This is a genomic window from Halobaculum magnesiiphilum, assembly GCF_019823105.1.
Lineage (GTDB): Archaea > Halobacteriota > Halobacteria > Halobacteriales > Haloferacaceae > Halobaculum > Halobaculum magnesiiphilum.
Map to the genome: position 1 here is coordinate 495,392 of NZ_CP081958.1, position 24,162 is coordinate 519,553.

Below are 24,162 nucleotides of genomic sequence, written 5' to 3' on the forward strand. Positions count from 1 at the left end.
GTCGGGAGCCGCGAACGGAACAGGACGGAGAACTGATTCGCCAGTTACGGGTGCGCGTAGAACGCGAGGTACTCGCCGGCGTCGGCCTCCTCGGCGTCGCCCGGGGCGGCGTCGAAGCGGGCGAAGCCGACGCGCTCGAACTGCACCAGGTCGTCCACGTCGTAGTCGGCGTAGCCGGGCTCGGCGTGGCCGACCACGTCGCCGTCCATCGTTCGGAGGCGCACGCGGACGTGCTCGTCGTCGCCGGCGCCGACCCAGTGGACCACGGGGACGCCCTCCTCGCGCACGAGGTCGATGTCGGTGCCGACCCACGCGAGCTCGTCGCCGTCGCGGCGCAGACAGCCGAGGCCCTTGAGCCAGACGCGCTCGCCGTCCGCGGGCGCGTCCTCCGACTCCAGCAGGACGCCCTCGCTCGCGGGCACGTCGCGGTCGCCGCGGTCCTCGTGGTTGGGGTGCAGCGGCGGGTGTCCGGCGTCGGGTACGTCGCCGGCGAGCGCGAACTCCTCGGGCGCGCCCGCGGGGAGCCGGTCGCGGTCGGTCGCGTCGGAGGCGTCGCCGTCGCGGACGAGGAACCGGCGGTCGGTGTCGTCGTCGATCAGGTCGCGGTTGTTCGCGTAGATGCTCGACATCGCCAGGTCGACGTTGCTCGTGGAGACGCCCAGTTCGACCATCGCGTCGACGATGGCCTGCCCGCGGATGCCGCGGCGCTTCACCGACGCCAGCGTCGGCGCGCGCGGGTCGTCCCAGCCGGTCAACTCGCCGGCGTCGACCTTCTCCTTGATCGTCGAAGTGGACATCGGCACGTCGTAGGCGTCGATCTGGACGTGCCCCCAGTGGACGACCTCGGGGTACTCCCAGCCGAAGTAGTCGTAGACGAACCGCTGGCGCTTGGCGGAGTCCTGGAGGTCGATGCCGCGGATGATGTGCGTGACGCCGGTGAGGTGGTCGTCGATGCCCGACTGGAAGTCGAGCATGGGCCACGCGCGGTAGTCGGCCGCCTCCTCGCGCGGGTGGGGCGTGTCGACCATCCGAAAGGCGACGAAATCGCGCAACGCGGGGTTCTTGTGGTGGATGTCGGTCTTCACGCGGAGGACCATCTCGCCGTCCGAGTACTCGCCGTCGACCATCGCCTCGAACTCCTCTCGAACGGTCTCGACGGACTTGTCGCGGTGCTCGCAGGCTTCGGCGTCGGCCTTCAGGCTCCGGAAGTGCTCGGCCGGACACGAGCAGGTGTAGGCGCCGCCCTTCTCGATCAGTTCACGGGCGTGGTCGTAGTACGTCTCGACGCGGTCGCTCGCCTTCAGCACCTCGTCGGGCTCGAAGCCGAGGTAGCCGATGGCGTCGAGGATCTCGTCGTAGGCGTCGAGATCCGGGCGCTTGGTCTCGGGGTCGGTGTCGTCGAAGCGGCAGAGCATCCACCCGTCGTAGATCTCCTTGTACGTCCCGATAACCGCGGGCATGCGCGCGGAGCCAAGGTGCCACGGGCCGTTCGGGTTCGGCGCGAGGCGCATCCGGATCTCGTCGTACTCGTCGGCGTTCGGGAGGTCCGGGAGGACCGACTCGTCCTCCTCGTCGTCGGCCTCCAGCTCCTCGACGAGGTCGGGGTCGAGTTCGAGCAGTCGCTCGCGGCGCTCGTCGTCGCTCATCCCCGAGACCTCCGCGACCACCGGCGCGACGACGCCGGGCACCTCGTCGCCGTGCGGTCGGAAGTCGGGGTTGTCGCCCATCAACGGGCCCATGATGGCGCCCACCTCCGGGTCCGAACCGTGCTTCAGAGCGTTGTAGAGCGCGTGCGTCTCCGCCTCGGCGCGCACGCGCTCCTCGAGATCGTCGTCCATTACGCCGGCGTTCTCCCCGCGCGCCCAAAACCGGTCCGGATCGGACCCGGATCCGGGTCCGAACCGCGACTCGCGTGCCCCGGGCTCGGGAGCGGTGAGAAACGGGTCGCGCCGGCGGGCCACCCCACCATGGGTCCGTTCCCGTCGACGCGACCGAGTGGTGTGCGTCGTGGCACACGCGGGTAGGGGCGTTCGGAGGCAGGGGACTCGCCGATATATGGGCGTCGACCGTTCACGTCGTTTCACGCCGGCGTCGACGCGCGAGCGACCGGTAGTCCGTGCGTACCGCAGTCGGCCACACCGGGTTTCATGTGCTCGCGAGTGGACCCCCGGCCATGCCAGTCTACTACGAGGACGTCGAGGTCGGCGATGTCGAGACGCACGGCGACTACGAGGTGACTCGCGAGGAAATTCTGTCGTTCGCCGAGCGGTACGACCCGCAGTGGTTCCACACCGACCCCGACCGGGCGGCCGAGGAGTCGCCCTACGGCGGCGTCATCGCCTCCGGGTGGCACACCGCCGCGATGACGATGCGTCTGCTCGTGGAGGGGACGCTCGCCGAGGCCGCGACCGTCGGCGCGAAGGGCGTCGACGAGCTCCGCTGGCCGGAGCCGGTGCGGCCGGGCGACACCCTCCGGATCGAGAACGAGGTGCTGGAGAAGGTGCCAGAACGCCCGGAACGGGGGCTGATCCGTGCGCGAACGCGAACGTACAACGGGGACGACGAGGCCGTGTTCTCGATGATCGGGAACGTGATGTACCTCCGCCGAGGCGACGACTAGGCCCCGATTACCGTTGCATGAGGCCCGATGAGTCGGACGACTCGTCGTTGGGGGCGACCTCAGCGCGCCCGCGGTTCGTCGTCGCGCTCGCGGTCGCCGTGGTCGGCGTGCTCCATGAGGTCGGTCGCCCGACGGAACACGCCCGTCAGCGTCGTCACCTCCTTGCTCGTCGGGTGCGCGCGGCCGACGAGCCGGCGGATCAGCCGCTCGCTGCGCTCGCGCTTGTGGTCGCGCGACTCCGCCTCCTCAAGGAACGCGCCGAACTGTTCGTAGAAGCGTTCGATCTCCGGCTCGGCGGCGCGCTCGTGTTCCACGTCCGGAAGCTGGTACTCGTCGAGGAACAGCGAACGGAGCTCGTACAGCGTCACCGTCGCCGCCTGCCCGAGGTTCATCACCGGGTACTCGGGGTTCGCGGGGACGGAGACGAGCTCGTCCAGTTGCGCCAACTCCTCGTTGTTCAGTCCGGTCCCCTCGCGGCCGAACACCAGCGCCGTGTCCGTGTCGACGGTCGCCAGCGACTCCCGCAGTTCGGCGGGCGTCTTGAACGGGAACCGGACGTGCCGGCGCGCGTCCTCGCCGGTGATCGCGGTGGTGCCGACGGTGTGGTAGTTCTCGACGACCTCCTCCAGCGCCACCGTGTCGGCGTTGGGCAGCACGTCCTCCCGGGCGTGACCCGCGAAGCCGTACGCCTCGCTGTCGCGATCGATCTCCGGCGGGTCGACCAGCTTCAGGTCGGCGAGGCCGAAGTTCTTCATCGCCCGCGCGATGGTGCCGACGTTGCCCGGCGTCTCCGGCTCGACCACGACGACGACGAACTCGCGGTCGTCGTGTGCCGAGTCAGCGGCGGTCGCCTCGGTCGCGTCGTCGCTCATGTCGGATACTCCCGATCGAGATCGAGGTCGAAATCGTCGTCGCCGCCCTCGGCGTCGTCCTCGTCGCCGTCGGCATCGTCGCCGTCATCGTTCCCCTCCCCGTCCTCGAAGTCCGGCCGTTCGTCCGCGAGGAGGTCGTCGTCCTCGTACAGGTCCTCGGGGTCGCGCAGGTCCGGCAGCTCCTCGGGCGCCTCCTCGACGTGCTCCATGCCGCCGTAGCCGTCGGGGGCGCGGCCGCCGTCGTCGAACCACTCGTGGAACGCGTCGCGGAACGTTTCCTCGCCGGCGATCGAGGAGCCGCCGCGCTCGCGGAACCAGTAGAGGAAGTCCGCCTCGTGTTCGTCACACAGCAGCACCTCGTCGAGCGGCTCGCCGTAGACGATGCTCGCGACCCTGCACTGCCGTTTGTTCTCCTCGCCGTGGATCAGATAGCAGGCGTCGCAGGGCTTGTTCATCACGACCTGAAGCCGCACGAGCCGGTGGCGGGGCTCCTTCGGGATCTCCTCCAGCGGCCTCCAGCCGCCGGCGTCGGTGAAGACGTCGTCCTCGTCGAAGCGCCAGCCGCGCAGGCCGATGCTCACCTTACCCATTTGCCCCGTCTTGCCGCGCGCCGGGGATAAGCGGCGCGCTCTCGGGCCCCGGGGGTTGGAGCAGGGGAGGGGGCGTGCTCCCGGCGCCGGCGGGCCGTGACCGTCGGTCCCATCGGACGCCGACGGCTCCGCGATCACAACACCGAAGCGCGACCCGCCCCTGCAACGGTTCATGCGAACTGTGGACGCCGCCGGCCTCCCGATCGGCGACGATCACCCGCCGCGGATCATGGGCGTGTTGAACGTCTCGAAGGAGTCCCCCTACGATCCCAGCGTGTACGACGACGCCGGCGAGGCCGCCCGCTACGTCGACGAGGAACTGATCGGCGAGGGCGCGGACATCGTCGACGTGGGTCTCGAATCCGCGAACAAGCGCTTCGAGGTGCTCTCGGCCGAGGAGGAACTGGAGCGACTCGACACCGCGATCGAGACGATCGAGAGCGTCTCCGGCGACGCCGTCTTCTCAATCGAGACGCGCTACCACGAGGTCGCCGACGCGGCGCTGGACCGCGGCTTCGACATGGTGAACGACATCTGCGGCTTCGCCGACCCCGAGATGCCCCGCGTGTGCGAGGAACACGACGCCGCGGTGGCGAAGATGGCGTCGCCGCCGGACCTGGAGCGACCGGGCGCCGTCGAGGAGGTGGACGACATCTACGAGGCGCTGTCGCTGAACGGCTTCACCGACAAGACCATCGTCGACCCGGCGTTCGGCGGCTGGTCCGAGGAGAAGACGCTGGCGGACGACCGCGAGACGTTCCGCCGCCTCCGGGAGTTCCGCGGCTACGGTCGCCCGATCCTGGTGTCGATCAACCGGAAGAACTTCCTCCGGAGCGTCGCCGGCCGCGACACCGAGGAGGCGCTGCCCGTCTCGCTGGCGGCGACCTCGATGGCCGTCGAACGGGGCGCACACATCGTCCGAACGCACGACGTGGCCGAGACCCGGGACGCCGCGCTCATCGGGACGGAGTTCGCCCGCGACCGCGTCCGGGCCCGGGGCGAGGTGTCCGTCGAGGAACTGGACGTGGCGACGACCGGCGACGCCCGCCGGCACGTCGACCGGCTCGGCGGCGACTCCGCCGTCGCCGACGACGCCGTGGCACGGGTGTACGAGTTCGGCGGGCTCGAACCAGAAGAGATCGGTGCGCTGCGCGCTTCTACCGCCGATTCGTCGGCCCTTCTCGTCGCCGACGGGACGGGATCGTCTGCCCTGCTGATCGGCACCGTCGCCGAAACTGTGGCGGCCGCACAGGCCGCGAGCGGGGCTACGGAGGCGTTGGACGCCGCGCTGTCGTGCGTCGCGCGTCCGACAGAGTAAGAAAACTTATACCCGATCGGTCGATAGCAGACGATGGAAGCCGGAAGGGCACCGCGGGTAGGGGTACTCTGGTGCGCTTTCGGCCCGATCCCGTATTACTGTGAGCCGTCACGCCGGTAGTCACCACCATGGAGTTCACCGACTGGGAGCCGATCTACGCGGCGATCCTCGCCGACTTCGGGTTCGACCGCGCCGCCGACGAGGCGGTCAGGGACCGCGCCGCCGCGTTCGCCGAGCCGTTCGACCTCGACCGGCTGGACTGTTCGGGCGCGACCGTCGCCGTCGCCGGCGCGGGGCCGTCGCTGGAGGCCGACGCGTCCCTCGCTCGCGACGCAGATTTCGTATTCGCTGCTTCGACCGCCACGGACCGCCTCGTCGCCGAGGGCGTCGCGGTCGACGCGATGGTGACGGACCTGGACAAGAACCCCGGGACCGGACTCGCGCGGACCGAGCGCGGCGCCGTCGTCGTCGCCCACGCCCACGGCGACAACGGGGACCTGATCGAGGAGTGGCTCCCGCGCTACGACGCCGCGAACACGCTCGTCACGACGCAGGCGGCGCCGGTCGACGCCGTCGCCAACTACGGCGGCTTCACCGACGGCGACCGCGCGGCGTTCCTCGCCGATCACTGCGGCGCCGAGCGGCTCGTCTTCCCCGGCTGGGACCTCGACGACCCCGAGGTGGACGGCGTGAAGGCACGCAAACTGGACTGGGCCGAACGCCTGCTCCACCTTCTGGAGCGCCGCCGGGGCGAGCGATTCGCCGTCCTCGACGGCCGACGCGACGGGATCGATCCGCTGTGACTGTTCCACGGCGTCCCTCTACCTCGGTTCCGCCCACCCGCTAAAGGATATTTTAGCTGATACTTATCCGCCGCGGGCGACACGGGACGGTATGGACGACACGGACACCGGCGCGGCGTCGCTCGGGACGACCATCGTCGGGATCGTCGCGCATGGAGACACGAACCGCGAGGGCGAGCCGACGAACAATACCGCCGGTGTCGACGCCGGCAACGGCGACCGCGGCGACCACGGTGATCGCGGCGACGCGGTTGTACTCGCCTCTGATCGTCGCGCGAGCCTCGGACGGATGGTTTCGAGCAAGGACGCCCGGAAGGTCCACCCCATCGGCGACGCGGCGGCGCTGGCGTTCACCGGCTCGGTCTCGGGCGCGCAGGCGCTCGTCGCCGACCTGGACGCCGAGCGCCGCCTCTACGAACTCCGCCGGGGCACCGAGATGTCGACCACGGCGCTGGCGGGGTATGCCGCCACCGCGATGCGCAAGCAGCGCTACGGCGTCCAGCACCTCCTCGGCGGCGTCGACGGCGACGGGGCCCACCTCTACACCTTCGACGGGGGCGGGTCGGTCCTCGAACAGCCCTACGCCGCCGACGGCTCCGGCGGGCAGTTCGCCTACGGCACTCTGGAGGACGGCTACCGGGAGGGGGTCGGCGTCGCCGACGCGGAGACGCTGGCCGCGCGCGCCGTCGCCGCCGCCAGCGAGCGCGACACCGCCTCCGGAAACGGGCTCCACCTGGTGACGATCACCGATGACGGGGTCGAGGAGGTCGTCTACGACGACCCGGCGGCGGTCGCCGCCTGATCGTCGGCGTCGTCTCCCTCCGGGCCGCCCTCCGTCGACCGCTCGGTCGGTCCCGTTCCCGATCGGTCGTCTTCCGCCGCGGTCACGCGGTCGGTCTCGACCACGGTCGGTCCGTCGCCCACGAGGAGCCGGAGCGTCTCCCCGTCGCCGGCGACCGAGACGCGGACGGCCGGCGGATCGGTCGACAGCACGCCCTCGGCCCACTCCGACCCGAGGTTCCAGATCGGCCGCTCGCGCACGTCGATCCCGTGATCGTCGCAGAAGGCGACCACGGCCGGGTGCTCCGCGAGCGCGACCGACACCGGAACCCGGACGCGGAAGTCGCAGTCGGCGCACGCGCCGGCGACGACGGGACGCGCCGGCGCGTCCGCGGCGTCCGCATCTCGTTCCCCCGCCTCGGCGGCATCCGGCAGCTCCGCCGGCTCGACGAACGTGATCTTCCCCTCGGCGCGGCCCGCGCAGTCGGGACAGACGCCGTCGGCGAGCTGCCGGAGGCGCGCCCGGTGGTAGGCGTCGAACGCCGGGAGCACCTCGTCGGTGTCGCGGTCGCGGACGCCGCCCGGCGGGAACGGGAGCGCGAGGAGTTCGGTCGCGCAGTCGGTGCAGGCGACGCCGACGTGGTTGTCGGCGATCCGCGCCTCCAGCGCCGCCGCGCCGCAAACCGGGCAGTCGCCGTCGACCGGCTCGGGGTCGCGATCCACGCGCTCGGTGTAGACGCCGGCGTCGAGCGCGCGGGCGGCCTGTCGGCCGGCGAACGTCGGCCGGTAGCGCCCGTCGTCGTCGGTTCTCACGTACCGGTCCGTCAGCTGCCGGAGGTGGTAGGCGAACCCCGCCGACGGGCCGTCGGGGTCGTCGGCGACGCGCTCGAACAGCTCGGTGAACCCGAGGGGACGGTCGGCGGACGCGAGCGCCCGGACCGTCCGGAGGCGCGTCTCGTCGGCCAGGGCGGCGAAGGCGTCGTCGGGCGCGACAGCGGACGCCCCCGCGTCGTCGACCTCGTCGGGGCTCGCGCCAGCCGCATCGGTCGCGTCGGCGTCTGCGGCGTCCGCGTCGTTGGCGGCGACGCCCGCGTCGGCTCCGTGGCCGGGCGACGCGTCGTGACCGTCGTTCATACCCCGCAGGATCACCGGCGGGGACAAGAAGCTGTCCCGGCCGGCGGACCGGCGCGCGGAGCCATCTGCGCGGCAGCGCGTCGCCTCGCCGTCGCCCCTGCGCTTACTACCGTCGCGCCCGTGTCCGGTTTCATGCGACTGTTCTGGCACCGGCGGGACCTGCGCGTCGCCGACAACCGCGGCCTCGCCGCCGCGGCCGACGCGACCGGGGACGACGGGGCGGTCGTCCCCGTGTTCGTCTTCGACGACGACGTGCTGGCTCACGGTGCGCCGCCCCGCGTCCGGTTCATGCTCGACGCGCTCGCGGCGCTTCGGGACGACTACCGCGACCGTGGCTCGGACCTGGTCGTCGCCCGCGGCGACCCGGCGGAGGTGCTCCCGGAGCTGGCCGACGAGTTCGGCGCCGAGGCGGTCGTCTGGAACGAGGACTACTCCGGGCTGGCCCGCGAGCGCGACGCCCGCGTCCGGATGGCGCTGGACGCCGCCGGCGTCGCTCGCGAGACCCGTCACGACGCCGTCCACCACGAGCCGGGCACGATCACGACGAACCAGGGCGACCCCTACGCAGTGTTCACCTACTTCTGGAAGAAGTGGCGCGACCGCGAGAAGGCCGATCCGGTCGACCCGCCCGCGGGCGACGACCTCGCCGACGCCGTCGCCGGCGAGCGTCTCCCCGGCATCGCGGACCTCGGGTTCGAGGAACCGGAGGCCGACGTGCAGGCCGCCGGCACCGACGCCGCCCGCGACCGGCTCGATAAATTCTGCGAGGACGCCATCTACCGCTACGACGAGGACCGTGACTATCCGGCGAGGGAGGCCACCTCCCGGCTCTCGACGGATCTCAAGTGGGGAACGATCGGCGTGCGGGAGGTGTACGCCGCGACCGAGGAGGCGAACGCCGAGACGGCAGCGATGGCCGACGACACTGTCGAGGACGACGACGCCGTCGAGGCGGTCGAGGAGTTCCAGTCCCAGCTCGCGTGGCGGGAGTTCTACACGCAGGTGCTGTGGGCGAACCCCGAGGTGGTGACGGAGAACTACAAGGAGTACGACCGCCCGATCGAGTGGCGGGACGACGAAACTGCGATTGAACACCTGGCGGCGTGGAAGGAGGGGAGAACCGGCTATCCGATCGTCGACGCGGGGATGCGCCAACTGAAGGAGGAGGCGTACATGCACAACCGCGTGCGGATGATCGTCGCGTCGTTCCTCACGAAGGACCTGCTGCTCGACTGGCGCCACGGCTACGAGCACTTCAAGGAGCACCTCGCGGACCACGACACCGCCAACGACAACGGCGGCTGGCAGTGGGCCGCCTCGACCGGGACCGACGCCCAGCCGTACTTCCGCATCTTCAACCCCATGACGCAGGGGGAGCGCTACGACCCCGACGCCGAGTACGTCGCGGAGTACGTCCCCGAGCTCGCGTCGATATCCGCCGACAACGTTCACTCCTGGCACGAGCTGTCGGTGGGTCGCCGCCGACAGCTCGCCCCGGAGTACCCCGACCCGATCGTCGACCACTCCGAGATGCGCGAGCGGGCGCTCTCGATGTTCAAGCGCGCCCGCGGCGAGGTGGAGGGAGAGGAGGAAGAGGAGGAGGCGAGCGCCGACTGACGCCGACGGCCCGTCGGATCACACGCCGATCTCGCTCACGCCCAGGATCGCCCCGCAGGCAGCACACTCCCAGACCGTCGCGTCTCCGGTGAACCGGGCGTCGGTCTCGCTCTCGACGACCTCGCGGATGTCCGTGTCGCAGTGGGGACAGTGACCCATGCGCCCTTCGAGCGGCCGGCCGCACATGAACCTGATCGCCGCGCCGTCGCTCCTCGTGACGGCACGGCTCACGGTACGACTATGCCGCCGGAGACCCTCCACGGGGTATGGACATCGCCGTGCTGCTGTACGAGGGGTTCGACGAGTTGGACGCGGTCGGCCCGTTCGAGGTGTTCCGCAACGCCGAGGCCGCCGGCGCCGATTTCCACACGGAACTCGTCTCGCTCGACGGTCCCGGAACGGTCACCGCGAGCCACGGGATGCGCGTCGAGGCCGAGGGCGACCTCCCCGAGCCGGGCGACCTCGACCTGCTCGTCGTCCCCGGCGGCGGCTGGAACGACCGCAGCGAGGCGGGCGCGTGGGCGGAGTACGAGCGCGGTGCGATCCCGGAGGTCGTCGCCGCCCACCACGACGCCGGCGCGACCGTCGCGTCCGTCTGCACCGGCGGGATGTTGCTCTCGAAGGCCGGGGTCTTCGACGGTCGTCCCGCGGTCACTCACGCCTCAGCCCTCGAGGACCTCCGCGACACCGACGCCGACGTCCGCGAGGAGCGCGTCGTCGACGACGGGGACGTGCTCTCGGCGGGCGGCGTCACCTCGGGGATCGACTTGGCGCTCCACATCGTCGAACGCGAGGCGGGCGCCGAGATCGCCGAGTCGGTGGCGACGACGATGGAGTACACCCGCCAGCACGACGCCTACGAGCCGGGCGCGATCGCGCGATCGGAGTGACGCGCCGGACGGAACGTCTCTTTTCGTCGCCGGCGCTCAGTCGTCGGTCGCCGGCGCCGCCGCGGGCTCCGGGGAGCCGTCGACCGCGTCGTCGCGCCAGGTGAAGAAGCTCGCGAGCGCGGGGCCGGAGACGTTGTGCCAAACGCTGAACAGCGCGGGAACGAGCGCCGCCGCCGGCGAGAACAGCGAGGTCGCGAGCGCCACCGCGAGGCCGCTGTTCTGGAGACCGACCTCGAACGCGCAGGTCCGCCGCCGGTCCGCGGACATCCCCGCCGCACGGCCGACGCCGTAGCCGGCGCCCAGCCCGATCGCGTTGTGGACCACGACGGCGAGCAGTACCAGCGCGCCCGCGGTCAGGATGTTGTCGACGTTCGCGCCGACCACGCCGGCGACGATGGCGACGATGGCGACGACGCTGACCAGCGGGAACACGTCGACGCCCGCCTCGGCGGCCTCGGGCGCCCGCCGGTCGAGGACGTACCGGATCGCGAACCCGAGCACGACAGGAACGATAACGATCTGGACGATGCTGCCGAACATCTGCGCGAACGTCACGTCGACCGTCTCCCCGAGCGCGAACAGCGTCCACGCGGGCATGACGATCGGCGCCGCGAGCGTCGTGAGCGTCGTGACGGCCACCGACAGCGCCACGTCGCCGCGGCCCAGGAACGTCATCACGTTCGAGGCGGTGCCGCCGGGGGCGGCGCCGACGAGGATCAGTCCGACGCCGATGGCGTCCGGGAGGTCGAGCAGGATGTACAGCCCGTAGGCCGCCAGCGGCATCACGAGCCACTGCGCGGCCGCGGCGATCCCGACGTCGACGGGGCGCTCGACCAGTCGCTCGAAGTCCTCGGGTTGGAGCGTCAGCCCCATTCCGAGCATGATCACCCCCAGCAGCGGCGTGACGTAGTCGAGGACCGGGATGAACGGGTCCGGGCGCACGAGCGCCGCGCCGGCGGCCGCGAGGACCCACACGACGAAGTACTTGCTGGCGATCCGACCCACCGCAGCGAGCTGATCGATCAGGGACACGACGTGACCGACGACCCCTCGCGCGTGAAAACGTGTCGCAGTGTACAAATCTCGCGAACCTGAGGTAAGCGCCCGCCCGACCGAGAACCGAACGGGCGGGGACGGATCGCAAGCCTGCGTCGGTTTCGGAGCGAAACGCTCTTGTGAAGTGCTAGCAGTCAACTTCTCAATCTTTAACAGCTATCCCGCCGTTGTACTGGCTGGAGGAATTCAACCATGAGCTACGAACTCGATCCGTTGCCGTACGACTACGACGCACTCGAACCACACATTTCCGAGCAGGTGCTGACGTGGCATCACGACACCCATCACCAGGGCTACGTCAACGGCTGGAACTCGGCCGAGGAGACGCTCGAGGAGAACCGTGAAAACGGCGAGTTCGGCTCGTCGCCCGGTGCCATTCGGAACGTGACCCACAACTCCTCGGGGCACATCCTGCACGACCTGTTCTGGCAGAACATGAGCCCCGAGGGCGGCGACGAGCCGTCGGGCGCGCTCGCCGACCGGATCGCCGAGGACTTCGGCTCCTACGAGGCGTGGAAGGGCGAGTTCGAGGCCGCCGCCGGCAACGCCTCCGGCTGGGCGCTGCTCGTGTACGACACGTTCTCGAACCAACTGCGCAACGTCGTGGTCGACAAGCACGACCAGGGCGCGATCTGGGGCGGCCACCCGATCCTCGCGCTGGACGTGTGGGAGCACTCCTACTACTACGACTACGGCCCCGCCCGCGGCGACTTCATCAGCGCGTTCTTCGAAGTCGTCGACTGGGACGAACCCTCGACCCGCTACGAACAGGCCGTCCAGCTCTTCGAGTAAGTCGGAGACGACGAACGGATCCGGAGGGATCCGAGCCGAGCGTTCGATTTCTTTCGACGCACCGCTCGTGAGGGGCGGCTCCGCGCCGCCGTGTACTCCCGCGTCGGGGGCGAGACGCCGACACCCACAGTTAGGACCCTCGCGACCGACACGCCGTCCATGGAACTCGCCGACGGCGTGTACGCCCTGGAGTTGACGATGGAACGGGAGGACGGCACGGCCACCTTCCACCCGGCGGCCGTGGAGACGCCGAAGGGACCCGTGCTGATCGACGCCGGACTCCCGGGACAGACTGACCAACTGGCTGACGCGCTCGCGACCCACGGGCTGGATCTGGCCGATGTTCGCACGGTCCTCCTCACGCACCACGACGGCGATCACGCGGGCGGCCTGGCGGCGGCGTGTGAACGCGCCGCCGACCCCGTCGTGTACGCCCACGAGGCTGCGGCGCCGTACGTCGACGGCCGGGAGTTTCCTATCAAAAGCGATCCCGAGGGCGAGCGCTACGAGCCCGTTCCGGTCGACGTGGCGTTGCAGGACGGCGTGACGTTCCGGACGGACGCGGGGCCGATGCGCGCGGTGTTCACGCCGGGTCACGCGCCCGGACACCTCGCGTTTCACTTCCCCGAGTCCGGCGTGCTGCTCGCGGCCGACGCGCTTCGCGGGGAGGACGGCGACCTGGTCGGCCCCGCGGAGCACTTCACGCCGGACATGGCCGAGGCGACCCGGTCGGTGGGTCGGCTCGCCGAACTGGGGGCGGGCGTGGGGACGATCCACTGCTATCACGGCGGGACCGTCGACGCCGGAATCCCCGAGATCGAAGCGATATACGAGTCGCTGGCGGCCGAGCACCCGGAGTAGAACGCGAGAGCCAAGGCGGGATCGAAGAAGTGAGCGTGGGCGAAGGCGATGGCGAGAGCGAGTCGGCGACCAGGGCTGCCGCCGCCGGACGATTCATACCGTCGCCGGCCGAGACGCCGACCGATGGAACACATCGACATCGACGACGCCGAGACGGGCGGGTTCGGCAGGGACGTGGAGATGCGCCGGCTCACCGACGCGCTCGGCGCCGAGGACATGGCGATCAACCACTACCGGCTCGACCCGGGCGAGGGGTTCTCCAGCGGAATGCACACCCACCTGGACCAGGAGGAAGTGTTCGTGATCCTGTCGGGGACCGCGACGTTCGAGACGGAGGACGGCGCCGTCGAGGTCGACGAGGGCGAGGCGGTCCGGTTCGCCCCCGGCGAGTACCAGACCGGGAGCAACGAGGGCGACGATCCGGTCGAGGCGCTCGCGCTCGGCGCGCCGGCCGACTCGACGGAGGTGCGCGTTCCGGTCACGTGTCGCGAGTGCGGGCACGACGCGCTCGCGGCGGTCCCCGGCGACGACGGCATGGGGTTCGTCTGCCCCGAGTGCGGCACCGAGGCGGACCTCCCGACGTAGACAGACCTCTCGACGGAGGCCGACTTCTCGACGTGGCCGGTCTCCCGCGCGTCGCCGGCGACGGGGACGCCTCCCGCAACCCGCCGCGTTTTAGCGACGGGCGGGGCTACGGTCGGGTATGCCGATCGAGAAAGCCGAGTTCCCCGGGCTGTACCCATGCGACTTCTACACGCCCGCGGAGCTGTTCGAGCCGGACCGAATGTACACAGTCTACGAGATCGCACGGCTCCTGCAGGGGCTGGAGCCCGACGCCGAGATCGACGAAGGGACCGAGGAGGTGCTGCTCGACTGGGCGATCCCGTGGATCATGACGAACGCCGAAGACCTCGTCGTCGCGGAACCGCGCGGGGACGACGAGCCGGGGTACTACGGCCTGCGGCGACCCGAGGATCTCGCTGGCGCCGATGGCAACGACGACGGCTCGACCGCCGGCGACGCCCCCGGACACCCGGACGACCCGTCGCCGGACGAGCAGTGAGGCTCCTCGTCGCCGGCGCGGACCCGGTGGACGCCGGCAAGACGACGTTCGCGGTCGGGCTCGCGGCGCGGCTCCGCGCCGACGGCGAGGGGACGCGCGTGTTCAAGCCCCGCGCCGGCAACGACCGGTGGTTCGACCACGACGACGTGCGCCAGGCGGCGGGCGACAGCCGCCTGTACGGGAAGGACATCGACCGACTGCTCCGGGCCGCCGACAGCGACGCGAGCCACGAGACCCGGAACCCGATCCACCGGCTCTGGCGACCGACACCGGGCGAGACCGGACTGCTCGGCGAGTCCGGGCGGACGTTCCTCGTCGACCGCGTCCGGACCGCCGACGGCGACGAGTGGGTGGTGAACGATACCGTCGAGATCCCGTCTCGGCTCCGCGAGGACCTCCCGCTCGCGGACGCCCGCCAGGTCGACTCGGTTCGGGCGGTCAACGACGCGATGGCTGACCTCCACCTGCCAGCGCTCGACCGACTGTCTGAGGACGTTCGGTCCGCCGGCGACGCGGGCGTCGCGCTCGTGGAGTCGTACGGCGACGTGGCGACCCCGCTGCGCGAGGTCTCCTTCGACGCCGTCGCCGTCGTCGACCCCGGCCGGTGTCGGGTGTACGGCGGCGACCGTTGGGCGCTCGCCCGAGAGGCCGCGACCGGCGGCCGCGACGAGGGAACGCTGGAGGTCCGCGTCGAGCGCGTCACCGAGATGCTCGATCCGCTCTCGACGCACGATCTCCGCCCGCTGACGGACGAGGAACGGGCCGACCCGGACGCCGTCGCCTCGGCCTACTCGGCGGCGTACGATGACCTTCTCGGGGCGGCCGGCGGCCGGTAGCTCAGGTCCGGTCCGGCCGATAGCCCGGGTTCGATCCGGCCGGCACGACTTCCCTCCGACCGAACCGATCCGGGAGCTAGCGCGTTCGCGCCGCCCGCCCGGCGAGTTCCACGTGCTCGAACGGCGAATCCAGCACGCTCGGCCCGTGGCCGACGTGGAGTTCCCGGAGGCCGTCGCCGTCGACGCGCTCGCGCACGCGGTCGATGCTACGGATCAGCGCGTCGCGGTCGCCCTCCTCCAGGTCCGTCCGCCCGAAGCCGCCGTTCTGGAAGATCAGGTCGCCCGCGAACAGCACGCCCGCGTCCTCGTCGTAGAAGCAGAGGTGGTCGTCCTTGTGCCCGGGCGTGTGCAGCGCCTCGTAGCTGCCGAGCCCCATATCGACACGTCCGCCGTCGGGGATCTCGTTGTCCACGCTCGGCTGGCTCGTGTCGAAGCCCCACGTCTCGACGCCGAAGGCGTTGCGGACGGCCTCGACGTTGCCGACGTGGTCGTGGTGCGTGTGGGTGAGGACGATCGCGTCGAGGTCGTCGACGCGTTCGCGGACGAGCGGGAGGATATCGAAGTTCGACCCGGTGTCGACGAGGACGCGCCGGCCGTGGTCACCGTCGTCGGCCGTCGCGGGCGCGTCGGCGCCCGCGGGGCCGGAGACGAGGAACGCGTTGCTCGTGAACGCCTGCACGCCGGCGGCGAGGTTGTGGATCATGGACGACGATAAGCGACGGCGGGTCTTGGGGGTTGGCGTTCCGGACGGGTGGCCGGGTCCGGTAGGTCTATCACGGACGCCCCGCCCTTCTCGCGTATGCAGCAGTACCTCTCGACCGTCGAGGACGTGATCCGGGACGGCACCCACAAGCCGAACCGGACCGGCGTCGACACGCTCTCGTCCTTCTCGGCGCACTACGAGGCCGACCTCGCCGACGGCTTCCCGCTGCTCACGACGAAGGACCTCTCGGGCTTCCGCTGGAAGTCGCTCATTCACGAGCTCCTGTGGTACCTCTCGGGCGAGGAGCATATCCGAGACCTCCGCGAGAAGACGGGTATCTGGGACGCGTGGGCCGACGAGGAGGGTCGCCTCGACACCGCCTACGGCCGCTTCTGGCGGCGCTACCCCGTTCCCGAGGAGGGGCTGGAGGGCGAGACGTGGCCCGACGACAGCCACCGCTGGATGAACGACGACGAGCGCACGTTCGACCAACTGGCGTACGTCCTCGACACGCTGCGGGAGAACCCCCAGTCGCGCCGGATCGTCGTCAACGCCTGGCACCCGGCGAACGCCACGGTGTCGACGCTGCCGCCGTGTCACTACACCTTCGTGTTCAACGTCCAGGGCGACCGCCTGAACCTTCATCTCACTCAGCGCTCGGGCGATCTGGCGCTCGGCATCCCGTTCAACATCGCCGCCTACTCGATCCTGCTGACGGCCGTCGCTCAGCGCACCGGTTTCGAACCCGGGACGTTCGCCCACAGCGTCGTCGACGCCCACGTCTACTGCGGCACCGGCGAGCGCGGCGACTGGTACGGCGACGCCGACGCCCGCGCGATGCTCCGTGACGGCCTCGCGGACGCCGAGTCGCGCGAGGAGTACGAGCGGCTGGCCGACTGGGTCGAGGAGACCGCGCCCGCCGAGGCCGACGGCGACGAGAAGAAGGATCACGTTCCGGGGCTGCTGCGGCAGCTCGGCCGCGAGCCGCGCGAGAAGCCGACGCTGCGCGTCGCCGACAAGCCGCTCGACGAGTTGGCGTTCGACGACATCGAGCTGCTGGACTACGACCCGGCACCGGGCATCGAGTTCGCGGTCGCCGAGTGATGCCGGACGGTCCCGGCCCGACCGACGGGTCCCCTTCGGCCGGCGCCGACGCGGGCGGTGACGCCGACGGCGGCGGCGATATTCGCGTTTCGCTCATCGCCGCCGTCGCCGCCAACGGCGTCATCGGCGCCGAGGGCGGGATGCCGTGGCACTTCCCCGCGGACATGCGCCACTTCAAGGAGACGACCACGGGACACCCCGTGATCATGGGCCGGCGGACGTACGAGTCGATCGCGAGGGACATCGGGGGCCCGCTCCCCGACCGGACGAACGTCGTCCTCTCGCGGTCGAACCCGGACCTCCCGGAGGAGGTGATCGTCGCCGGGTCCGTCGAGGAGGCGCTCGCGGCCGCCCGCGCCGACGCCGCCGAACGGGGCGTCAACACCGTGTACGTCGCCGGCGGCGGCGCCGTCTACGGGCAGTTCCTCCCGCTCGCGGACGAACTGGTGTTGACGGAGGTCCACGAATCGTACGAGGGGGACACCGAATTTCCCGAGTTCGACCGGGGTGAGTGGGTCGAGGTCGACCGGGGGGAACACGACGCGTTCGACTTCGTCGTCTACGAACGCCGGGAGTAGCGCGCGCGGTCGAGGACAGCCGCACCATGCAGAACGGCTTTCCGCCCGCCGCGCCATCCGTCGAGCGAACATGGTTCGCCCCCGCCTCGTCGCGCTCGCCTGCTGCCTCCTGCTCGTGCTGGCGGGTTGTGTCGTCGGGCCGGCGGGCAGCGACGCGACCGTCGGCGGCGGGGACACCGCGACCGCGCCGCCCGGTTCGGGCGGAACGCCGGCCACCGCCGCCCCGCCGGCGGACGGCATCCGCGTGACCGTCGTCGAGATCGTCGACGGCGACACGTTCCGGTTCGAGTACGAGAACGGCACGACCGACACGGCCCGCCTCCTTGGCGTCGACACGCCCGAGATCTACGGCGAGAACTCCCCGGACGAGTTCGAGGGCGTCCCGGACACCGAAGCTGGTCGCGCGTGTCTCCGCGAGTACGCCGACCGCGCCAGCGCCTACGCGAAGAACCGCCTGCTCGGCGAGGAGGTGACGATCGCCTTCGACGCGAACGAGCCACGTCGCGGGTACTACGACCGGCTGCTCGTGTACGTCCACCACGACGGCGGGTCGTTCAACTACGCGCTGATCGACCGCGGACTGGCCCGCGTGTACGACTCGTCCTTCGAACGCGGCGACCGCTTCTACGCCGCCGAGGAGCGGGCGATGGCCGCCGACCGCGGGCTGTGGACCTGCCGCGACGGCACGCCCGGCCCCGCCGGCGACGACGAGACGACCGCCACCGCGTCCGCGACGGCGACGCCCGCCGGCGACGGGGTCGTCGTCTCGCGGATCCACGCCGACGCCGAGGGCGAGGACGGTGAGAACCTCAACGACGAGTACGTCGTCCTCACGAACCGCGGCGACGAGCCGGTCGACCTCTCGGGGTGGACGCTGTCGGACGAGGCTGGCTTCACCTACGAGTTCCCCGACGGCGTGACGCTCCCCGCGGACGCGTCGCTCACGCTCCACGTCGGCAGCGGCGAGGACACCGAGACGGACCTGTACTGGGGCCGGGAACGACCGACGCTCAACAACGACGGCGAGACGGTGACACTGCGCGACGAGGACGGAAACCTCGTCGCCGAGCGGTCGACCTGAGGCGCCCCGCCTCCGGCGACACAGCTATCCGTCGCACGTGGATCGTTCGCATGTGCCACATCTTCGCTTCGACCTCTCGGTCGCCGTCACCGACGACGAGCGCGCGTCGTTCGCCGACTGGGTCGCCGAGACGTACGCCGAGGTCATGGACACCGGAACCGACCACGTCGGCGTGGCGGTCGTCGAGAGCGACCCGCAGTTGGGCGGGGCCGGGGAGGACGACCCGGTCGCGCTCGTGAACGCGGACGTGCGCGTCGGCCGGACCGTCGACCAGCGACACGCGCTTGCCCGCCGCCTCACCACGGAACTCGGTGACCGGTTCGGGATTCCGGAGCGGACGGTGTACGTCGTCCTCACCGAACACGAGGGCGCCGACTTCGTGCTCGGCGGGGAGCCGCTCGACGCGTGGGACCCCGCCGAGCGCGACGGTGCGAGCGTCGCCGGCGACGAGGGTTCGTAGGGGTCCCGGATCACGGAAACACCGTTTCTCAGGGTTTCCGCAGCACCGCCTCGTAGTGGTGGTCGTTCGAGTACCGGACCGTCGCGACCGGCCACTCCGAGCCGACGCACGCCTCCCGGAGCACGTCGGGCGCGAACGGCCGGAACAGCAGGGTGTCGCCCACGTCCCCCTCGTACTCGAAGTGCATCACGCGGTAGCCCATCCCCGGCGTGGGGTCCGGCCGCCAGCCGAGGAGGTCGCGCGCGCCGTCGGCCTCGGGGTCGTAGTTGTCGACGACGGCGACGGCGTCGTCGGTCGTCACGAACGCGAGGTCGGCGAGGAACTCGCGGAGGCGGTGCGGCGGTCGCGCCAGTCCGAGCTGGGTGCCGTGGGCGTACACCCCGCGGAAGCGGTCGCGGTCGAACGACTCGCGCAGCGCGAACATGTCGCCCCGGACCGCCGACTCGACGCCGCGCTCGCGCATCGTCGCGACGAGGTGGGCGGACGGCTCCAGCCCGACCACCTCCCCCTCGTAGCGCTCCTGAAACCGGAGCACGTCGCGTCCGGCGCCGGCGCCCAGGTCGAGCAGCGGCGCCGTCAGTCCGTCGGAATCGACCGTCTCGTAGGCCGACTCGTCGCGATCGGCGAAATAGAACCCCTCGATCGGGTGCTCGACGCGCTCGGCGCCGTCGACGCACCACAGCGGCTCGGTCTGCTCGTCGCGCGCGAACTCGCGGATCGCGCGGCCGAACGGGTCCGTTCGGTCGCCCTCGACGGCGTCGCCTCCGGGATCGGCGGTCGACATACCGACCACGACGGAAGTGGTCGGGAAAACGATATGTGAATGATGGTAGCATATGACATAGTGGGTGGGCACGGACAACGAGGGCGCAGAAACCGGCAAGGTTGGCAGCTACCACACCGACTACCGACGCGGCCGGCAGTCGGGTGGTATGTCCCAACTGCTGCCCGACGAGGCCGCGGACCGACTCGTGTCGACGTGCCGGACGACGGTCGGCGACAACGCCCGCTCGGTGACGTTCTTCACGCGGACCGACCACGAGCAGCTCTACCTCCGTGACGACCTGGAGCAGGACGCCGACCTGATGGCCTTCATCGGCACCGAGCGACAGGACTTCGCGATGGCCAGCGACGGCTACTCGGGCACCGAGTTGGGCGAGTACCGCTACACGCTTCGGGTGTTCGAGAACGGCTACGCCGTCCGGATCGACGGACGCGACAAGGGCGTGCTCGTCACCAGCGACGGCATGGAGCTTCGCGACTTCAACCACCTCGCCAGCGCCGTCTCCGCGACGCTGGAGGAGTGGGAAGGCGAGGACTGAGGACGAGCGCCCAAAGACGTTTCTCGTTCCTGCACCGAGTTTCGGCATGGTCCTCCCGCTCGAGATGGGCTGGCGACACCTCCTGTTCGAGAACTGGCCCGTCGACCCCGACGTGATGGACGCGCACCTTCCCGAGAGGCTGGAGCCGGACACCTACGACGGCTCGGCGTGGCTCTCCGTCGTCCCGTTCACCAACGTCGCCGTTCGGCCGAAGGGGATGCCGGAGGGCGCCGGCATCCGACTCCCGGAGCTCAACGTCCGCACGTACGTCACCCGCGACGGCGTCCCGAGCGTCTACTTCTTCAGCCTCGACGCGCAGGGCGTCGCCAGCGTCGTCGGCGCCCGGGTGTTCCACCGCCTCCCGTACTACTACGCGCGGATCTCGCTCGACTCGGACGGCGCGGGCGGCGTCCGCTTCCGGAGCCGTCGCCTCCACCCCGGCAGCCGGCCGGCGCGCTACGAGGCGACCTACCGCCCGACGGGCGATGCGTTCGACGCCCCCGACGACCCGCACGCCGAGTTCCTCGTCGAACGCTATCGCTTCTACACCGAGGCGCAGGACGGATCGATCCGCTACACGGACGTGGACCACGATCCGTGGACGCTGTACCCCGCCGAGGCCGACGTGACGACGAACACCCTCCTGCAGTCCCACGGCTTCGCGACGCCGGACGCCGACCCGGTGTACCACTACAGCCCCGGGTTGGACGTGGTAACGTCGCGGAGCAAGCGGCTGTAAGCGGAACCGCGGACGGACGTGAGGCGTCGCGGGCGACGACTACTTCCAGAGGGCGACGACTACTCCCAGAAGCTCTTCGTCCGCGCGTACTGGCGCTCCTGTTTCAGGATGTCGCGGTAGAAGTCGTCCTCGTCCTCGCGCAGTTTCCCGATGATCCGCGCGGCGTTGTGCGGGCCGACGCCGCGGGCGGCGAGCGCGATCACCGCCTGCTTGCCGTGCGCCTGCACGAGGTTCGCCGCGCGGTTCGCCTTCCGGGTCAGCTTCTCCTGTTCGTCGTCCTTGTCGCTCGCGCGGACCGCCTTCACGACCTCGTCGGCCCACGGATTCAGTGCGGCGATGCGGGTGGAGCCACACTCGGGACACTCCGGCGTGTCGCGGACGCGACGGACCTTCGTCCGCTGCTTCCATTCGCCGCAGTGGACGCACAGCTGGATCACGTGGTCGTCCATGATGCGGTCGCGGATCGTCTCGATCACGGAGGCGTCTGCGTTCTCCGGGACGAGGAACTCCCGCCCCGAGGAGCGGCCGTCCGTCCCGAGCGGCGTGCGTTCGCGGGCGGCGACGACCTCCACCTCGCCCTCGTCGATGTCCGCGAGCATCTCCGCGGTCTCCTCGACGGCGAGTTCGGTGTGGAACACCTCCCGAACCGCCTCGTCGAAGACGGGCGTGTCCTCCAGCGCGGCCATGAGGCGGTCGCCGCCGAAGCGCTTGTTCCCCTGGTAGCGCTTGAGCGCGCCGAACTTCGCGGCGACGTGCGCGAGCGTGAACTTCAGCGTGTCCGAGTGCTTCAGGGCGAGTTCGAGCAGGGCCTCGACGTGCTTCGGGTCGGTCTCCTCCAGCACCTCGATGACGGTTCCGGGGGTGACGCCGTTGGGCACCTCCAGCTCGACGCGGTAGGGGTCGGCCTCCATCCCGACCGACGAGCCGGTCCGTTGGCCGATGAGCGCAGAGAGGAGGCGCCCGAGGGTACGGTTCACCTCGTGGCCGAAGGCGGCGTTGACGGCGATGCTCCGCCCCCGTCCCTCCACGACGATCCGGTCGTCCGTCGGCATCGGGTGGCCGGCGTCGACGTGGCGCCCGACCGTGTCGAGGCCGACCGAGACGGTGTCGGCCTCGGCGGGATAGCGGCCGGCGAACTCGCGGGCGACCGCGTCGGCGTCGGCGCCGCCGGCGAACTGCGGCTCGGCGACGCCGCGCATCTCCCCGACCTCCGCGGCGACGGCGCGCGGGACGGGGATCTCCTGACCGGTCCAGGAGGGCACCTCGCCGGCGGGGTCCTCGATGGGCGCCACGTTCACCTCCGCCTCCTCGTCGTCGATGTCGTTGATGCGCCACAGCTCCCCGCGCTGGATGAACGCCTCCCCCGGCGCCGCGAAGTTGACGACGAACCGTTCGTCGAGCGTGCCGATCTGCCGGCGCGAGGAGATATCGTACACGTCGTACGTCTCCTCGTCGGGGATCATCGAGAGGTTCCGGTAGTAGTACTGCCAGGTGCCGCCGGAGGTCTCCAGCACGTCTCGTTCCTCGTCGATCCACAGCAGGCGGTTGCCCGACAGCTCCCTCGCCACCTCGCGGAACGTCTCCTCCGGGAGGTCGCGGAAGGGGTACGCCCGGGTGATCAGCTCGTACGCCTCGCGGGCGTCGACCTCGCCCATGTCCATGAGGAGGCCGACGATCTGGTTCGCGAGCGTGTCGAGGCTGCCGTGGTGGATTCCGGAGTCCTCGACCTCGCCCGCGACGGCCCGCCGGGCGATCGCCAGCGCCTCCATCGTGTCGTCGGGGGCGTCTGTGACGACGGTGCCGTGGCTGGTCTCGTCGCGGCGGTGGCCCGCGCGGCCGACGCGCTGGAGCAGGCGTGCGACCTCGCGCGGGGAGTTGTACTGAACGACGTGGTCCACCCGTCCCACGTCGATCCCCAGCTCCATCGACGAGGTGCACACGAGGCCCGCTATCTCGCCGGCCTTGAACGCGTCCTCGACCTCGATGCGGGCGTCCTTCGACAGCGACCCGTGATGGACGCCGATCGGCTCCCCCAGCGTCTTGAACCGGGATCCGAGCGCCTCCGCGGTCTGTCGGGTGTTGACGAAGATCAGGACCGACTCGTGCTCGCGGACGATGTCGCGGATCAGCCGCACGTGGCTCGCGATGTCGGTGTCCGTCGCCAGCTTCCCGGCGAGGCGTTCGTCCTCGGGCGTCGTCGCCGGCGACACCACGTCGAACTCGACCTTGCTCCCCACGTCGACCTCGATCACCTCACAGCCGCGGTCGCCGGTGAGGAACCGCCCCACCTCCTCCGGGTCGCCGACGGTCGCCGAGAGGCCGATCCGCTGGAAGTCGCCCGCGAGTCGACGGACCCGCTCCAGGCCGACGGTCAACTGCGCCCCCCGCTTCGAGGCCGCCAACTCGTGAACCTCGTCGACGACGACGTGATCCACGTCCGCGAGGGCCGCGCGGAGCTTCTCTCCCGTCAACATCGCCTGGAGCGTCTCCGGCGTCGTCACCAGCACGTCCGGCGGGTCGTTCGCCTGCTTGCTCCGCTGGTAGTCGCTGGTGTCGCCGTGGCGAACCTGTACGTCGAGGTCGAGGTAGTCGCCCCACCACTCCAGGCGCTCGCGCATGTCGCGGTTGAGCGCCCGCAGCGGCGTCACGTACAGCGCGCCGAGCCCCTCGGGGCGAGTCTCCGCCAATGCCGACAGCACGGGCAGCATCGCCGTCTCCGTCTTGCCGGTCCCGGTCGGGGCGATGACGAGGGCGTCCTTTCCGTCCGCAAGCGGCGGGATCGCCCGTCGCTGCGGCGCCGTCGGCGTCGCGAACCCCCGCTCGGAGAGGGCCGATCGCACCTCCTCGCCCAGCGCCGCGAAGGCGTCCATCCCCGTCGCTCGCGGCGTGTCGCTCATCGACGCGGATTGCGTCGCGAGCCGGTTAAGCGTCGCGCTCCCGGCG

26 protein-coding genes are annotated in these 24,162 nt (G+C 70.8%); 17 read left to right on the forward strand and 9 right to left on the reverse strand.

Features of this window, described 5'->3' with window-relative positions:
* Window positions 1–44: 44 nt before the first annotated feature.
* Window positions 45–1,838, reverse strand: coding sequence for a glutamate--tRNA ligase (locus K6T50_RS02635; protein ID WP_222607878.1), 1,794 nt, complete (start codon window positions 1,836–1,838; stop codon window positions 45–47).
* 335 nt (window positions 1,839–2,173) lie between these two features.
* On the opposite strand from K6T50_RS02635, the gene K6T50_RS02640 reads away from it, so the two are divergent.
* Window positions 2,174–2,620, forward strand: a complete 447-nt coding sequence (locus tag K6T50_RS02640) for a MaoC family dehydratase (RefSeq protein WP_222607879.1) — start codon at window positions 2,174–2,176, stop codon at window positions 2,618–2,620.
* 59 nt (window positions 2,621–2,679) lie between these two features.
* Here the strand turns inward: K6T50_RS02640 and K6T50_RS02645 are convergent, their stop codons facing one another.
* A complete protein-coding gene (locus tag K6T50_RS02645) occupies window positions 2,680–3,492 on the reverse strand; it encodes an RNA methyltransferase (protein WP_222607880.1) in 813 nt (270 codons plus the stop codon).
* Window positions 3,489–4,082, reverse strand: a complete 594-nt coding sequence (locus K6T50_RS02650; RefSeq protein ID WP_222607881.1) for a DUF8114 family protein — start codon at window positions 4,080–4,082, stop codon at window positions 3,489–3,491. The genes K6T50_RS02645 and K6T50_RS02650 overlap by 4 nt, the downstream gene beginning before the upstream one ends.
* 172 nt (window positions 4,083–4,254) lie before the next feature.
* Between K6T50_RS02650 and folP the strand changes: the two genes are divergently transcribed.
* The 3 genes from folP (at window position 4,255) to K6T50_RS02665 (ending at window position 7,005) form a co-directional block, all read left to right on the forward strand.
* Entirely contained in the window at window positions 4,255–5,400 is a 1,146-nt protein-coding gene (gene folP, locus K6T50_RS02655) for a dihydropteroate synthase (protein WP_222607882.1), read from the forward strand.
* A gap of 128 nt (window positions 5,401–5,528) precedes the next feature.
* The gene (locus K6T50_RS02660; protein ID WP_222607883.1) at window positions 5,529–6,203 is read left to right on the forward strand and encodes a 6-hydroxymethylpterin diphosphokinase MptE-like protein; all 675 of its coding nucleotides are present in this window, start codon (window positions 5,529–5,531) and stop codon (window positions 6,201–6,203) included.
* A gap of 91 nt (window positions 6,204–6,294) precedes the next feature.
* Complete coding sequence (locus tag K6T50_RS02665; RefSeq protein ID WP_222607884.1) at window positions 6,295–7,005, forward strand: Ntn hydrolase family protein; 711 nt, start codon at window positions 6,295–6,297, stop codon at window positions 7,003–7,005.
* Here K6T50_RS02665 and K6T50_RS02670 read toward each other — a convergent pair.
* On the reverse strand, window positions 6,975–8,117 hold the full coding sequence (locus K6T50_RS02670; RefSeq protein WP_222607885.1) for an ArsR/SmtB family transcription factor: 1,143 nt from the start codon (window positions 8,115–8,117) through the stop codon (window positions 6,975–6,977). The two genes, K6T50_RS02665 and K6T50_RS02670, sit on opposite strands and share 31 nt — an antisense overlap.
* A gap of 132 nt (window positions 8,118–8,249) precedes the next feature.
* On the opposite strand from K6T50_RS02670, the gene K6T50_RS02675 reads away from it, so the two are divergent.
* Window positions 8,250–9,734 (forward strand): cryptochrome/photolyase family protein, encoded by a 1,485-nt coding sequence (locus K6T50_RS02675; protein WP_222607886.1) that lies wholly within the window; start codon window positions 8,250–8,252, stop codon window positions 9,732–9,734.
* An 18-nt stretch (window positions 9,735–9,752) separates the two neighbouring features.
* Here K6T50_RS02675 and K6T50_RS02680 read toward each other — a convergent pair whose 3' ends face one another.
* Window positions 9,753–9,893: a hypothetical protein gene (locus K6T50_RS02680; protein ID WP_222607887.1), complete on the reverse strand. Its 141-nt coding sequence runs from the start codon at window positions 9,891–9,893 to the stop codon at window positions 9,753–9,755.
* A 107-nt stretch (window positions 9,894–10,000) separates the two neighbouring features.
* Here K6T50_RS02680 and K6T50_RS02685 point away from each other — a divergent pair, with 107 nt between their 5' ends.
* Window positions 10,001–10,624, forward strand: a complete 624-nt coding sequence (locus K6T50_RS02685; RefSeq protein ID WP_222607888.1) for a DJ-1/PfpI family protein — start codon at window positions 10,001–10,003, stop codon at window positions 10,622–10,624.
* Window positions 10,625–10,660: 36 nt separating this feature from the next.
* Here the strand turns inward: K6T50_RS02685 and K6T50_RS02690 are convergent, their stop codons facing one another.
* Window positions 10,661–11,629, reverse strand: a complete 969-nt coding sequence (locus tag K6T50_RS02690; RefSeq protein WP_390182299.1) for a bile acid:sodium symporter family protein — start codon at window positions 11,627–11,629, stop codon at window positions 10,661–10,663.
* A gap of 243 nt (window positions 11,630–11,872) precedes the next feature.
* On the opposite strand from K6T50_RS02690, the gene sod reads away from it, so the two are divergent.
* The 5 genes from sod to K6T50_RS02715 all read left to right on the forward strand — a co-directional run bounded on the left by sod (window position 11,873) and on the right by K6T50_RS02715 (window position 15,232).
* Window positions 11,873–12,472, forward strand: a complete 600-nt coding sequence (gene sod, locus K6T50_RS02695) for a superoxide dismutase (RefSeq protein ID WP_222607890.1) — start codon at window positions 11,873–11,875, stop codon at window positions 12,470–12,472.
* Window positions 12,473–12,631: 159 nt separating this feature from the next.
* Window positions 12,632–13,333, forward strand: coding sequence for an MBL fold metallo-hydrolase (locus tag K6T50_RS02700; protein ID WP_222607891.1), 702 nt, complete (start codon window positions 12,632–12,634; stop codon window positions 13,331–13,333).
* A gap of 123 nt (window positions 13,334–13,456) precedes the next feature.
* Window positions 13,457–13,918 carry a cupin domain-containing protein gene (locus tag K6T50_RS02705; RefSeq protein WP_222607892.1) on the forward strand — a complete coding sequence of 154 codons (462 nt, stop codon included), beginning with the start codon at window positions 13,457–13,459 and terminating at the stop codon, window positions 13,916–13,918.
* Between the two features lie 118 nt (window positions 13,919–14,036).
* Window positions 14,037–14,396, forward strand: a complete 360-nt coding sequence (locus tag K6T50_RS02710) for a DUF5827 family protein (protein WP_222607893.1) — start codon at window positions 14,037–14,039, stop codon at window positions 14,394–14,396.
* On the forward strand, window positions 14,393–15,232 hold the full coding sequence (locus tag K6T50_RS02715; protein WP_222607894.1) for an ATPase: 840 nt from the start codon (window positions 14,393–14,395) through the stop codon (window positions 15,230–15,232). The genes K6T50_RS02710 and K6T50_RS02715 overlap by 4 nt, the downstream gene beginning before the upstream one ends.
* 76 nt (window positions 15,233–15,308) lie before the next feature.
* Here K6T50_RS02715 and K6T50_RS02720 read toward each other — a convergent pair whose 3' ends face one another.
* On the reverse strand, window positions 15,309–15,935 hold the full coding sequence (locus K6T50_RS02720) for an MBL fold metallo-hydrolase (protein WP_222607895.1): 627 nt from the start codon (window positions 15,933–15,935) through the stop codon (window positions 15,309–15,311).
* Between the two features lie 96 nt (window positions 15,936–16,031).
* Here K6T50_RS02720 and thyA point away from each other — a divergent pair, with 96 nt between their 5' ends.
* From thyA to K6T50_RS02740, 4 genes are all read left to right on the forward strand, one after another.
* Window positions 16,032–17,039 (forward strand): thymidylate synthase, encoded by a 1,008-nt coding sequence (thyA, locus tag K6T50_RS02725; protein ID WP_222607896.1) that lies wholly within the window; start codon window positions 16,032–16,034, stop codon window positions 17,037–17,039.
* Complete coding sequence (locus tag K6T50_RS02730; RefSeq protein WP_222607897.1) at window positions 17,039–17,617, forward strand: dihydrofolate reductase; 579 nt, start codon at window positions 17,039–17,041, stop codon at window positions 17,615–17,617. The genes thyA and K6T50_RS02730 overlap by 1 nt, the downstream gene beginning before the upstream one ends.
* Window positions 17,618–17,687: 70 nt before the next feature.
* Window positions 17,688–18,698: a lamin tail domain-containing protein gene (locus K6T50_RS02735; protein ID WP_222607898.1), complete on the forward strand. Its 1,011-nt coding sequence runs from the start codon at window positions 17,688–17,690 to the stop codon at window positions 18,696–18,698.
* A gap of 52 nt (window positions 18,699–18,750) precedes the next feature.
* A complete protein-coding gene (locus K6T50_RS02740) occupies window positions 18,751–19,158 on the forward strand; it encodes a tautomerase family protein (RefSeq protein WP_222607899.1) in 408 nt (135 codons plus the stop codon).
* 28 nt (window positions 19,159–19,186) lie between these two features.
* Here K6T50_RS02740 and K6T50_RS02745 read toward each other — a convergent pair whose 3' ends face one another.
* Complete coding sequence (locus K6T50_RS02745) at window positions 19,187–19,942, reverse strand: class I SAM-dependent methyltransferase (protein WP_222607900.1); 756 nt, start codon at window positions 19,940–19,942, stop codon at window positions 19,187–19,189.
* Between the two features lie 148 nt (window positions 19,943–20,090).
* Here K6T50_RS02745 and K6T50_RS02750 point away from each other — a divergent pair, with 148 nt between their 5' ends.
* A complete protein-coding gene (locus K6T50_RS02750; RefSeq protein ID WP_222607901.1) occupies window positions 20,091–20,480 on the forward strand; it encodes a DUF7522 family protein in 390 nt (129 codons plus the stop codon).
* 46 nt (window positions 20,481–20,526) lie between these two features.
* Window positions 20,527–21,219: a YqjF family protein gene (locus K6T50_RS02755; protein WP_222607902.1), complete on the forward strand. Its 693-nt coding sequence runs from the start codon at window positions 20,527–20,529 to the stop codon at window positions 21,217–21,219.
* Window positions 21,220–21,278: 59 nt separating this feature from the next.
* Here the strand turns inward: K6T50_RS02755 and K6T50_RS02760 are convergent, their stop codons facing one another.
* Window positions 21,279–24,116 (reverse strand): DEAD/DEAH box helicase, encoded by a 2,838-nt coding sequence (locus K6T50_RS02760; RefSeq protein WP_222607903.1) that lies wholly within the window; start codon window positions 24,114–24,116, stop codon window positions 21,279–21,281.
* Window positions 24,117–24,162 lie beyond the last annotated feature (46 nt).